This window comes from Bradyrhizobium sp. McL0616 (assembly GCF_049993385.1).
Lineage (GTDB): Bacteria > Pseudomonadota > Alphaproteobacteria > Rhizobiales > Xanthobacteraceae > Bradyrhizobium.
This window is the reverse complement of record NZ_CP188255.1, coordinates 8,272,132-8,284,471: the sequence shown is the minus strand read 5'-3', so window position 1 is coordinate 8,284,471 and position 12,340 is coordinate 8,272,132. Positions and strand designations below refer to the sequence as shown.

Genomic DNA, 12,340 nt, shown 5'->3' with positions numbered 1-12,340 from the left:
CCAACCGGCGCCTCCAGCCTTCCCACGCGTTCCGGTTGCAAAGACAATCGAATTATGCGCGGGTCGTCTGCCTCGAACACCGACTTTTGTCCGTTACGGTAAATAACGGGTTAAGGAACGCGTCGCCGGGGTCTTAAAGTTGGGCGGCAGGGACCGGGGTGACCTTTTAGCTTCCGCCAAATGGTCGGTGCGCTCCCTCCCCCGCTTGCGGGGGAGGGTTGGGGAGAGGGTGTCTCCGCAATCGAGAACCCCCAAGAGGAAAGAACCCTCACCCGCGCCTTCGGCGCGACCTCTCCCGCAAGCGGGAGAGGTGACACCGACCGCCTCGGCCCTCAACCCTTCCCCTCGCGCTTGCCGTCGTCCAGCGGCACCACCGTGCCTTTGCCGCTCATCGCCGAGAGCGCCTCGAGCGTCTCCTCGCAGAAGTCCGCCACCAACTGCTCGTGCCGGGCGCCGAGCCGGAGCAGCAGCAAATTGCCGAGGTCGAGCACGCCCGACGCTGTGCCCTCGGGAAAGCGCTTCTTCAGGATTCGCTCGTAGTTCTCGTGGCGGTCGCGGTGGTGCTCCAGCCGGGCCATCAGGTCGGTCCGCATTGGCTCGATGTCGATGCTGTCGAGCGCATGGAGGCGGACCAGGAGGTCATCCTTGATCGAGGGCGGCGTGCTCGGCCGCGCGGCCCAGTGCCGCAGCGCTGTTCGCCCTTCCGGAGTGAGCGTATAGATGAGTTTATTGGGTTTGCCGGATTGCACGACCTCGCGGCCCTGGATGTAGCCGCGGTCGCGCAGCTTGGAGAGTTCGCGATAGATCTGCTGGTGGTCGGCCTTCCAGAAGAAGCCGATCGAGGAGTCGAACGTCTTGGCAAGCTCATAGCCTGTCATCGGACGTTCCGTCAGGCATGCGAGAATTGCGTCGCCCAGTGCCATGACACCTGCTCCCTTCGAGTTCCCGACCAATTGACTTGACTTTATGCGCATTGGTGCATATGCGTCAATGTGCATATGAGGCGAGCCCAGAAAGAGGCTCCCAAAACCTCAATGGAATCAGCGTTCGCGCTACTGTGCATGGGGTTGTTTTTCAGCTTTTTTGCCACGGCCTTTAGGGAGGCACCCTGACAATGACCGGCCTCGATTCCTGGTACGGCTACATGAAGTCCCATGACGGTAAAGCGCTCTGGGACCTGCTCCATCCCGACGCCGTCTTCGAAAGCCCCGTCGTGCACTCGCCACAGCGCGGCCGCGACATCACCTTCAAATATCTCGCGAGCGCCGAGAAGGTGCTCGGTGGTCCCGGCTTCACCTACGTCGGCGAGTGGCGAAGCGCGAGCGGCGCCGTGCTCGAATTCAAGACCATGATCGACGGTATCGAGATCAACGGCGTCGACATCATCACCTTCGATTCCGAAGGCCGCATCACCCATTTCAAGGTGATGGTGCGTCCGCTCAAGGCCATCAACATGCTGCATCGCCTGATGGCGGAGCAGCTTGCCGCCCAATCATGATAACTTCACTGAACAGCCCCATGCCGGGAGACCACCATGCCGATCTATAAAGCCCCCGTCGAAGACGTGAACTTCCTGCTCAACGACGTCTTCCAGATCGACCGCTACGACAATCTCGCCGGCTTCTCTGACGCGTCGAGCGATGTGCGTGACGCGATCCTGGGCGAAGCCGCCAAGCTTGCCGAAGAGGTTCTCCAGCCGCTCAATCGCGTCGGCGATCTCGAAGGCTGCAAGCGCGCCGATGATGGTAGCGTCACCACGCCGAAGGGTTTCAAGGAGGCGTTCAAGCAGGTCGCCGAAGGCGGCTGGCTCGGTCTGTCGGCGCCGACCGAGTTCGGCGGCCAGGGCCTGCCGGTGACGCTCTCGCAAGCCGTCAACGAATTCCAGATCTCCGCCAACATGGCGTTCTCGATGTATGGCGGCCTCACCATGGGGGCGACGGCGGCGCTGATCGTTCACGGTTCGCCGGAGCAGAAGAAGACCTACGTGCCGAAGATGGTGGCGGGCGAGTGGACCGGCACCATGAACCTGACCGAGCCGCAGTGCGGCACCGATCTCGGCATGCTCCGCACCAAGGCGGTGCGCCAGGCTGACGGCAGCTTTAAGATTACCGGCACCAAGATCTTCATCTCGGCCGGCGAGCATGACCTCGCGCCCAACATCATCCACCTCGTGCTCGCCCGCATCGAGGGCGCACCCGCCGGCATCAAGGGCGTGTCGCTGTTCGTGGTGCCGAAATTTCTGGTCAACGCCGACGGTTCGGTGGGGCAGCGCAATGGCGTCGTCTGCGGCTCGATCGAGCACAAGATGGGCATTCACGGCAATTCGACCTGCGTGATGAACTACGACAGCGCCACCGGCTGGCTGATCGGCGAAGAGAACAAGGGCATGCAGGGTATGTTCGTGATGATGAACGAGGCCCGCCTCGGCGTCGCGGTGCAGGGCCTCGCGCAGTCCGAGGTCGCCTATCAGAACGCGGTCGCTTATGCCCGCGAGCGCATCCAGGGCCGTTCGCTGACCGGCGTGAAGGCGCCGGACAAGCCGGCTGACCCGATCATCGTGCATCCCGACGTGCGCCGCACGCTGCTCTCGATTCGCGCCTTCAACGAGGCCGCGCGCGCCTTCGTGATGTGGACCGCGCTGAAGAGCGACGTCGCGCATCGCTCGGAAGACCCCAAGGACCGCCAGGCCGCCGACGATCACATGGGCCTGATGACGCCGGTGCTGAAGGGCTTCCTCACCGAATACGGCTTCGCCAACGCGGTGCAGGCGCAGCAGATGTATGGCGGTCACGGCTACATCGCCGAGCAGGGCATGGAGCAGTTCGTGCGCGATGCCCGCATCGCCATGATCTATGAGGGCGCCAACGGCATCCAGGCGCTCGACCTCGTCGGCCGCAAGCTGCCGCGCGACGGCGGCCGCGCCATCATGGCGTTCTTCGGCGAGGTCATGGCCTTTGCCAAGGAGAACGGCGGCGACGAGGTGATGAAGCCCTTCATCACTCCGCTCTCGACCGCGCTCGGCCATCTCCAGCAGGCCACCACCTGGCTGATGCAGAACGCGATGGCGAAGCCGGACAATGCCGGCGCTGCTGCGACCGACTATCTGCATCTCTTCGGCTTCGTCGCGCTCGGTTACATGTGGGCGAAGATGGCCAAGGTGACGAATGCCAAGATTGCCGAGAGCGGGGCGACGCCCTATCTCTCGACCAAGCTCGTCACCGGCCGGTTCTTCATGGAGCGGATGCTGCCGGAGACCGCGGCCAATCTCGCACGCATCCAGGCCGGCTGCGCCACCATCATGGAACTGCCTGCGGAAGCTTTCTGAGGATTTTCGCTTCCCAATCATCTCGATCGCGCCGCGGTCGTCACCAATAGCTACCATCAGGAGGCTTACATGGCAGATGCCTATATCTACGATCACGTCCGAACCCCCCGCGGTCGCGGCAAGGCGGACGGCGCGCTGCACGAAGTCACCGCGCTCGCGCTCGCCACGGTGCCTCTGAAGGCGCTGAAGGACCGCAACAACCTTCCCGAAGACACAGTAGACGACGTCGTGCTCGGTGTGGTCGATCCCGTTGGTGAAGCCGGCTCCGACATCGCGCGTTTTGCCGCGCTCAAGGCGGGCCTCGGCGAAGCCGTGCCCGGCGTGCAGATCAGCCGCTTCTGCGCCTCCGGCCTCGACGCCGTGAATTTTGCCGCCGCGCAAGTCATGAGCGGCCAGCATGAGCTGGTGATCGGCGGCGGTGCCGAGTCCATGAGCCGCGTCGGCATCGGTGCCTCCGGCGGTGCCTGGCCGATGGATCCGTCGATGGCGGTGCCGTCCTACTTCATGCCGCAGGGCGTCTCGGCCGATCTGATCGCCACCAAATACGGCTTCTCCCGCGATGACGTCGACGCCTATGCGGTGCAGAGCCAGCAGCGCGCCGCCAAGGCCTGGGACGAGGGCCGCTTCAACAAGTCCGTCGTGCCGGTGAAGGATATCAACGGCCTCACCATCCTCGCCAAGGACGAGCACATGCGTCCCTCGACGACGATGCAGTCGCTGGCGCAGCTGCAGCCGTCGTTCACGATGATGGCGCAGATGGGCGGCTTCGACGGTGTCGCGGTGCAGTCGCATCCGGAGATCGAGCGCGTCAATTACGTGCACCATGCCGGCAATTCGTCGGGCATCGTCGACGGTGCCGGCGCCGTGCTGCTCGGCAGCAAGGAGGCGGCCAGCAAGTACGGCCTGAAGCCGCGCGCAAAAATCCGCGCATTTGCGAATGTCGGCTCCGAGCCGGCGATGATGCTGACCGGCCCGGTCGACGTGACCGAAAAGCTGTTCGCGCGCTCGGGCATGAAGAAGTCGGACATCGACCTGTTCGAGCTCAACGAGGCCTTCGCCTCCGTCGTGCTGCGCTACATCCAGGCTTTCGACATTGACAACGCCAAGATCAACGTCAATGGCGGCGCCATCGCGCTCGGCCATCCGCTCGGCGCCACCGGTGCGATGATTCTGGGCACCGTGCTCGACGAGCTCGAGCGCACCAACAAGTCGACCGCCCTGGTGACGCTGTGTATCGGCGGCGGCATGGGCACCGCGACCATCATCGAGCGCGTCTAAGGGTAGGGAGCAACCAACATGGCTTACAAGAACTTCAAGGTTGAGACCGACACGGACGGCATCGCGCTGGTCACCTGGGACATCCCGGGCCGTTCGATGAACGTGCTCGACGAGACCTCGACCAGCGAGCTCGACGCGATCGTCAAGGACACGACCGCTGACGCTGCGGTGAAGGGTGTCGTCATCACCTCGGCCAAGGAGGCGTTCTGCGCTGGCGCCGATCTGTCGATGCTCGAAGGCATGAACCAGGCCTACGCCAAGGTGTTCAAAGAGCAGGGCGAGACCCCGGCCAACCAGATGCTGTTCGACCAGGCCCGGCACTTCTCGCTGGTGCTGCGCTCGATCGAGACCTCCGGCAAGCCCTGGGCGGCCGCGATCAATGGTCTCGCGCTCGGCGGCGGTTTCGAGATCACGCTGTGCTGCCACTACCGTGTGGCGGCGGAGAATCCCAAGACCCGTCTCGGCCTGCCCGAGGTCAAGGTCGGCCTGTTCCCCGGTGCCGGCGGCACGCAGCGCGTGCCGCGTCTGGTACCGCCGCAGGACGCGATGACCATTTTGCTCAAGGGCGATCCGGTCACGCTCGAAAAAGCCAAGCAGCTCAATCTGATTCACGCCATCGTTCCGGCCGCTGATCTCATCAAGGCCGCGAAGGACTGGATCAAGGGCGGCGGCAAGGCCGTCGCGCCCTGGGACGAGAAGGGCTTCAAGCTTCCGGGCGGCCCGGTGTTCTCCAAGGCCGGCATGATGATGTTCCCGGCCGGCAACGCCATCTATCGCCGCGAGACCTACGACAACTACCCTGCTGCGCGCGCGATCATGAGCTGCGTCTATGAAGGTCTGCAGCTGCCGATCGACGCTGCGCTACGTGTCGAATCGCGCTACTTCACGTCTGTGCTGCGCTCGAAGGAGGCGGCTGCGATGATCCGCAGCCTGTTCCTGTCGATGCAGGAACTGAACAAGGGTGCGCGCCGTCCGAAGGATATCGCCCCGACCAAGGTGAAGAAGATCGCTGTGATCGGCGCCGGCTTCATGGGTGCGAGCGTCGGCTACGTCTCGGCCCGTGCCGGCCTTGACGTCATCCTGATCGACCGCGATCAGGAGAGCGCCGACAAGGGCAAGGCGCATGCGCAGAAGGTGATCGAGGATCAGATCAAGAAGGGCCGCGCCAAGCCCGCAGACGCCGAAGCGCTGCTCGCGCGCATCACGCCGACTGCGGACTATGCGGCGCTGAAGGATGTCGATCTCGTCATCGAGGCCGTGTTCGAGGATCGCAAGGTCAAGGCGGAGACGTTTGCGAAAGCGCAGGAATACCTGAAGCCGGACGTGGTCTTCGCGTCGAACACCTCGACGCTGCCGATCACTTCTCTTGCCGAATCCTTCAAGGACCAGGGCAAGTTCGTCGGCATCCACTTCTTCTCTCCGGTCGAGAAGATGATGCTGGTCGAAATCATCAAGGGCAAGAACACCGGCGATCTCGCGCTCGCGACCGCGCTCGACTACGTCCGGCAGATCGGCAAGACGCCGATCGTGGTCAACGACTCTCGCGGTTTCTTCGCCAACCGCTGCGTCGGCCGCTACGTCGCCGAAGGCAACGAGATGTTCCTGGAGGGCGTGCCTCCGGCGATGATCGAGAACTGCGCCAAGATGGCCGGCATGCCGGTTGGCCCGCTCTCGCTGTCGGACGAAGTCGCGCTCGATCTCGGCCTCAAGATCATGAAGGCGACCGAGGCCGATCTCGGCCCCAACGCCATCAACCCCGATCAGAAGAAGCTGATGGTCGAGATGGTCGAGAAGCAGGGCCGCCTGGGCCGCAAGAACAGCAAGGGCTTCTACGACTATCCTGAGAAGGGCAAGGGTCAGAAGAGCCTGTGGCCTGGCCTCTCGGCGCTGCAGCCGAAGCAGCTCGATCCTGATACGCTCGACATCGAAGAGTTGAAGCAGCGCTTCCTGGTGGTGCAGGCGGTCGAAGCCGCGCGCACGGTCGAGGATCACGTCATCACCGATCCGCGCGAGGCGGATGTCGGCTCGATCCTCGGCTTCGGCTTCGCGCCGTTCACCGGCGGCACGCTGTCCTACATCGACTTCATGGGCACCAAGACGTTCGTCGAGCTCTGCCACAAGTTCGAAGCCAAATATGGCTCGCGGTTCACACCGCCGAAGCTTCTCGAGGAGATGGCGGCGAAGGGAGAAACCTTCTACGGCCGCTTCGCGCCGAAGAAGGCGGCGGCCTGATCTGCTGAACGCGTAGCCCGGATCGAGCGAAGCGAAATCCGGGGCAACTTCGCCGCACGTAAAGACCCGGATTGCGCTTTGCTCGATCCGGGCTACGTACCGTGATCGTGAATCAGCAAGGGCCGGATCATCGATCCGGCCCTTCGCATGTCCAGACGGTCGCATCACGGTTGCGTCAGGGTCGTTCCGGTTTGTGGAACCGATCACAGAATCCGCGTAGAGAACCGTGGATAATCACGGTGTCGTCTTGTCGCGCAATTGTCATAGGCGCGTCAAAGCGGCGCCGTTCTTTTGCTTGGCCTTGGCACTAGTCTTGCTCTGGGTCAGGGAACAAACCTTGTTGGGACACTTGCCGCTCTATCGGCAAGTTGAAGACGAAAATAAGAAAGTGTCCTTGATGAACTCTTTGGTGCTGCGGAAGACCGCGCTCGATCGCGATATCGCCCCGAAATATGTTGTGTCCGCACTTGGCCGCCTCTCGGCACAGCAGAAGCCTGCACGTCTGCGTCGCAAGGGTCCGGTGTTTTGGGCCGCTTTGGCGTTACTTGTGCTGGCGGCGGATTTTGTGCTGGCTAGTCTCGCCTGGCTCGCCGTCGACCTCGTCATGGGGTGATATGCCCCGCGGATGCCGGAGATAAGCTGCGGCCAGATAGGCGAGCTGGCAGGCGGCCATACTGACGGCAATGACGGTTATGCCGGCGACGAGGCCGAACTCGGAGGCACGTAAAACAATCGCGCAGAATATTGCGATGAGCGGCGAGATCAGGATCAGAGCCCAGATATTGAACACGAAACCGGTCGCCATTCCCACCAACGCACTTGCCAACATCAGCAATAAGGCAATCGTCAAGCTCAACTCCAATGAGAGTACAAGCAATCTGCAACTGAGCTTTGTCCGCTTTGCAGGCAGTAACAAGGCAGAATTACTGACGGGCCGCGAACAGACGTTCATAATTCACGTCTAAGGTACGATGATCCGGGCTAAGCACCTCGCAGTGTGAAAACAGAAAGGCCGGATCGTCGATCCGGCCTTTCGAGTTTAGATGAGACTTCTGCTCAGGCGGCCTGCGCCCGCCCTTCCTTCTTCAGGGCTTCCTGCACCTTCGGCCGCGCCGCGACGCGGGCCTTGTAGGCGGTGAGGTTCGGCATCGTCGAGAGGTCGAATTTCATCCGGTCGCCCCAGGTCAGCATCGTGAAGAGATAGCCGTCGGCGACGGTGAACTGCTTGCCCATCAGGTAGTCGCGGCCGGCGAGCTGGCTGTCGATGTATTTCAGCTTGCCCATGACGCGGTCCTTGAAGAACGCCTTGGCCTCGTCGTTCAGCGCCGGCGCGAACAGCGGGCCGAAGCTCTTGTGCACCTCCGAGGTGAGGAAGTTCAGCCACTCCAGCAGCTTGTAGCGCTCGGAGCTGCCGTGAGCGGGCGCCAGCGTCTTTGCGGCGGCCTGGTCGGCGATTATCTGGACAATGACCGGGCCTTCGGTCACGATCTCGCCGCTGTCGAGGCCCAGCGCGGGGACCTGACCCTTCGGATTCACCTTCAGATAGTCGTCACCGTTCTCGAGCTTCTTGGCCCGGATATCGACCTTGACCAGCTCATAGGGCAGGTCGGCCTCCAGGAGCGCGATATGGGGGGAGAGTGAGCAGGCGCCGGGCGAATAATATAGTTTCATGGAATTTCCTCCTGTTTTGTCTTGGCTCAGGCGAAATTACGCCTACATGCACCTGCATGGAATAGCAAGATTGATGCAGGTGCATCGAGTGGGGTAAGAAGCGAGCGACGAGTTTGAGCGGGACCATGAAACGCAAACCATCGACCGAGGCAACAGCCGCCTGGATCCGCCTGATGCGGGTGCAGAGCCGTGTGCTCGACTGCGTCGAGCAGGACCTGAAGAAGGCCGGCTTTCCGCCGCTGGCCTGGTACGACGCGCTGCTCGAATTGTCGCGCGCACCCTCGGGCGAGCTCCGCCCGGTGGAACTCGAACGGCAGATGCTGATCCCGCAATATTCCACCTCGCGGCTGATCGACCGCCTGGTCGACGAGGGGCTGGCCTCGCGGCGCGAATGCAAGATCGACAAGCGCGGCCAGTTCGTCGAGATCACGGAGGCCGGCCGCGAGTTGCAGAAGCGGATGTGGGGCGCCTATTCGGCCGCGATCGAGAAATATGTCGGCTCGAAACTGTCGGATGCCGATGCCATCAAGCTCAGCGGTCTGCTCGACCGGCTGGGCTGCTCGTGCGGCGAGATGAAACTGCCGCCCGTCGTCAACGTCAACGAAAGCACGCCGCCGCGATGATCGCGCGGCAAACCAGCACGTCCGCGCAGCCGGTGGGTTCGCGGACCATCCCTGTCACCCGCGCGCGTTCGGCCGAAGCGCTTTTGATTAGAGTTTGATATGGCGCGAGACCAGATCGATATGACGCCGCTGCAATCGCGCGACGAGCTCGTCGCGTGGTTCGAGGAAGGCTGCAAGGACCCGTCCGAATTCCGCATGGGCACCGAGCACGAGAAGACGCCGTTCACGCTCGAAGGCCACTGTCCCGTGCCCTACGAGGGCGCGCGCGGCATCGGCGCGCTGCTCGAAGGCATGAAGCTCCTGCTCGGCTGGGAGCCGATCATGGAGAAGGGCAACATCATCGGCCTCTATGACGTCACCGGCGGCGGCGCGATCTCGCTCGAGCCCGGCGGACAGTTCGAACTCTCCGGCGCGCCGGTCGAGAACGTGCACCAGACCCAGAGCGAGCTGATGGCGCATCTGGCGCAGGTGCGCGAGATCGCAACCCCGCTTGGCATCGGCTTCCTCGGGCTCGGCATGACGCCGTCCTGGTCGCGCGCCGACATCCCGGTGATGCCCAAGGGCCGCTACAAGATCATGACCAATTACATGCCGAAGGTCGGCCAATACGGCCTCGACATGATGTACCGGACCTGCACGGTGCAGACGAATCTCGACTTCTCCTCCGAAGCCGACATGGTCAAGAAGCTGCGTGTGTCGCTCGCGCTCCAGCCGGTTGCAACTGCGCTGTTTGCCAATTCGCCGTTCACCGAAGGCCAGCCGAACGGCTTCCTGTCGTTCCGTTCCGAGATCTGGCGCGACACCGACAATGCGCGCTCCGGCATGATGCCGTGGGCGTTCGAGGACGGCATGGGTTTTGAGCGCTATGTCGACTACGCGCTCGACGTCCCCATGTATTTCGTCAAGCGCGGCGAAGACTATATCGATGTGTCGGGCTCCTCGTTCCGCGCCTTCTTCGATGGCCGCAACAACAATTTGCCCGGCGAGCGTCCGACGTTGTCGGACTGGGCCAATCATCTCTCGACGATTTTCCCGGAGGTGCGGCTCAAGCGCTATCTCGAGATGCGCGGCTCTGATGGTGGCCCGTGGGGCCGTCTGCCGGCGCTATCGGCGTTCTGGGCCGGGCTGCTCTACGACGATGTGTCGCTCGATGCCGCCTGGGACATGGTGAAGCACTGGACCGCGCCTGAGCGCCAGGCCTTGCGCGACGACGTGCCGCGCTTCGGCTTCAAGGCGCGGATCAAGGACCGCTATCTGTTCGAGATCGCTAAAGAAAGCCTTGTTCTGGCACATGCAGGCCTGCGCCGGCGCGGCCGCATCGACCAGCTCGGCCGCGACGAGACCCGGCATCTGGAGCCGCTCGACCGCATCATCGATTCCGGCCGGACACCGGCCGAGGAGATGCTCGAGAAGTTCAAGGGCGCCTGGAACGGCTCGGTGGAACCGGCCTACGCGGAATACGCGTTTTAGGGCCATTTCCGTTCCGATAAATCGGAACGGGGCTCAAGATTCTTATTTTGACGCGTTTTACTTGCGCGAACCGGCGCCCACTTCGCTCGAAAACGCTAGGCCGATAGACCAACGACCAGAATTTAGGCCGTTCATCGCCCATACAGGTTTGCGGCGATCAAATGACGGCGGAAAAAACCTGAGCGTCGTCAATAACTCGAAAGCTGTTCCGATGGGGAAGGGCCGCCTGTCCCGGGCCGTCATGGCGAGCGTCGTGGCATGCGCCACGCTGCTTACGCTCCTGTTTGCGAGCGTGCCCGCACGTGCCCAGACGGCGTTCGACCGGCCCGGCGGCGACTATTTCAGCACGCCGGTCACCTCAGGTGATCCCGAGGATTGCGCGCTGCTGTGCGAGCGCGATCGCCGCTGCCGCTCCTGGAGCTTCAGCTATCCCGACATCGACGGCGCCTCGGCGGTGTGCTGGCTCAAGAACACCGTGCCGCCGCGGGTGCCGGGCAGCTGCTGCATTTCCGGCGTGCGCGGCGCCGGCGTGATCGAGCCGCGCGTCGAGGGCGTGGAGACTTCGATCGATCGCCCTGGCGGCGATTTGCGCAATTTCGAGCTCAAGGAAGGCGAGGGCGAGGACGCCTGCAAGGCCGCCTGCACCGCCGACAACAAATGCCGCGCCTTCACCTACGCCCGCCCCGGCTATACCGGGCGCGAGGCGCGCTGCTTCCTGAAAAAGGAAATCAAGCCGCCGCGCAGGAAGGCGGGATTCACGTCGGGTGTGGTGCGGTAGGCGTAGCTCTTTCCGACGATCAGGATGCATCGCGCATCTCATTCCGCTGCAATCACCGTGAGCTCCGGCCATAGCGCCTTCCACCGCGCGGCCTTCACTGAGTAGTTCGTTGCGGAGAAATTTGGTCCCGGATTGGGCCGCGCGAACAGCCCTGCAATATCATCGAAGCCATGCGGCGCGTAGACCGCGTAACCATCGCCTGTGCGCCTCACTCCCACTTGCGTGTTCTGCGTGAGAAAACGGTCGATGCCGTCGGTCGAGCACGTCAAGGGCGGATAGGGCAGGCCGTGCTTGCCCGGATACCAGAGGTGCACGCGCGCCTGGTTGCGGGTCTCGATCTTGACGTCGATATGCCCGAGCCGCGTATGCAGGTTCCGGATCACGGCATCCTCCGCCTCCCACGAGGTGTCCGGATCGAAATAAAACACGTCGTAATCGGCAATGCCGTGATCGATCGCGCGCCCGGTGAGCGCATTCCACACCGACTGCACCAGGCATCCCGACACAACCCAGGCATCCGGCAGTGCCAGGTTCGCGAGCTCATCGATGATCGCAATGTTGACCGGGTTTGTCAGCGCCAGCGCGAGGAAACGGGCCTCGTCCATCGCGCCACTCACGCGCCCTCGCGCGCATCATAGCTCGCTCGTGCAGCCTTCGAGGCCAGCGCGCGCCAGCGCCGCCGCAGGAAAGCCTCGACGATTGCGCGCTTGGCCTTGGACAGGCGGATCAGCACGATCGGATAGTCGGCGTAGTGATCGGTGAAATGGAAGACTTTGGGCTGACTCTCGACCAGCATCGCGCGCTCGTCGATCGGCACATCCGGCATCACCAGGCTGTCGCCATCTTCCTTCAGGCGCGCCAGCAGCTTCTTGCGCACTTTCAGCGCCGGCGTGCCGTAGGAGGTGCCGTCCTCGACCTCCGGCCACGTCAGTGCAAATTTTCTGACGTCGTCGAAGGTCATGG

Annotated in this window: 12 protein-coding genes; 7 read left to right on the top strand and 5 right to left on the bottom strand. The window is 63.1% G+C overall.

What is annotated here, in order from left to right:
* Positions 1-332: 332 nt before the first annotated feature.
* Positions 333-923, bottom strand: a complete 591-nt coding sequence (locus ACPPVR_RS39975) for a PadR family transcriptional regulator (protein WP_426611965.1) — start codon at positions 921-923, stop codon at positions 333-335.
* Between the two features lie 191 nt (positions 924-1,114).
* Here ACPPVR_RS39975 and ACPPVR_RS39970 point away from each other — a divergent pair, with 191 nt between their 5' ends.
* The 4 genes from ACPPVR_RS39970 to ACPPVR_RS39955 all read left to right on the top strand — a co-directional run bounded on the left by ACPPVR_RS39970 (position 1,115) and on the right by ACPPVR_RS39955 (position 6,835).
* The gene (locus ACPPVR_RS39970) at positions 1,115-1,498 is read left to right on the top strand and encodes a nuclear transport factor 2 family protein (protein ID WP_426611964.1); all 384 of its coding nucleotides are present in this window, start codon (positions 1,115-1,117) and stop codon (positions 1,496-1,498) included.
* Between the two features lie 36 nt (positions 1,499-1,534).
* Positions 1,535-3,325, top strand: coding sequence for an acyl-CoA dehydrogenase C-terminal domain-containing protein (locus ACPPVR_RS39965; protein ID WP_426611963.1), 1,791 nt, complete (start codon positions 1,535-1,537; stop codon positions 3,323-3,325).
* 69 nt (positions 3,326-3,394) lie between these two features.
* Entirely contained in the window at positions 3,395-4,603 is a 1,209-nt protein-coding gene (locus tag ACPPVR_RS39960) for an acetyl-CoA C-acetyltransferase (RefSeq protein WP_426611962.1), read from the top strand.
* A gap of 18 nt (positions 4,604-4,621) precedes the next feature.
* Positions 4,622-6,835, top strand: coding sequence for an FAD-dependent oxidoreductase (locus ACPPVR_RS39955; RefSeq protein WP_426611961.1), 2,214 nt, complete (start codon positions 4,622-4,624; stop codon positions 6,833-6,835).
* A 541-nt stretch (positions 6,836-7,376) separates the two neighbouring features.
* On the opposite strand, the gene ACPPVR_RS39950 is transcribed toward ACPPVR_RS39955, so the two are convergent.
* Together ACPPVR_RS39950 and gstA are read right to left on the bottom strand one after the other, a co-directional pair.
* Positions 7,377-7,685 (bottom strand): hypothetical protein, encoded by a 309-nt coding sequence (locus ACPPVR_RS39950; RefSeq protein ID WP_426611960.1) that lies wholly within the window; start codon positions 7,683-7,685, stop codon positions 7,377-7,379.
* Between the two features lie 206 nt (positions 7,686-7,891).
* Entirely contained in the window at positions 7,892-8,506 is a 615-nt protein-coding gene (gstA, locus tag ACPPVR_RS39945) for a glutathione transferase GstA (protein ID WP_426611959.1), read from the bottom strand.
* Between the two features lie 125 nt (positions 8,507-8,631).
* Here gstA and ACPPVR_RS39940 point away from each other — a divergent pair, with 125 nt between their 5' ends.
* From ACPPVR_RS39940 to ACPPVR_RS39930, 3 genes are all read left to right on the top strand, one after another.
* Positions 8,632-9,129, top strand: coding sequence for a MarR family winged helix-turn-helix transcriptional regulator (locus ACPPVR_RS39940; protein ID WP_426611958.1), 498 nt, complete (start codon positions 8,632-8,634; stop codon positions 9,127-9,129).
* A 99-nt stretch (positions 9,130-9,228) separates the two neighbouring features.
* Positions 9,229-10,599 carry a glutamate--cysteine ligase gene (locus ACPPVR_RS39935; protein WP_426611957.1) on the top strand — a complete coding sequence of 457 codons (1,371 nt, stop codon included), beginning with the start codon at positions 9,229-9,231 and terminating at the stop codon, positions 10,597-10,599.
* Between the two features lie 211 nt (positions 10,600-10,810).
* Positions 10,811-11,377: a PAN domain-containing protein gene (locus ACPPVR_RS39930; RefSeq protein WP_426611956.1), complete on the top strand. Its 567-nt coding sequence runs from the start codon at positions 10,811-10,813 to the stop codon at positions 11,375-11,377.
* A 38-nt stretch (positions 11,378-11,415) separates the two neighbouring features.
* Here the strand turns inward: ACPPVR_RS39930 and ACPPVR_RS39925 are convergent, their stop codons facing one another.
* Both ACPPVR_RS39925 and ACPPVR_RS39920 read right to left on the bottom strand, forming a co-directional pair.
* The gene (locus tag ACPPVR_RS39925; protein ID WP_426611955.1) at positions 11,416-11,982 is read right to left on the bottom strand and encodes a nucleotidyltransferase family protein; all 567 of its coding nucleotides are present in this window, start codon (positions 11,980-11,982) and stop codon (positions 11,416-11,418) included.
* Between the two features lie 8 nt (positions 11,983-11,990).
* Positions 11,991-12,338 (bottom strand): MmcQ/YjbR family DNA-binding protein, encoded by a 348-nt coding sequence (locus ACPPVR_RS39920; protein ID WP_426611954.1) that lies wholly within the window; start codon positions 12,336-12,338, stop codon positions 11,991-11,993.
* Between the last annotated feature and the right edge of the window lie 2 nt (positions 12,339-12,340).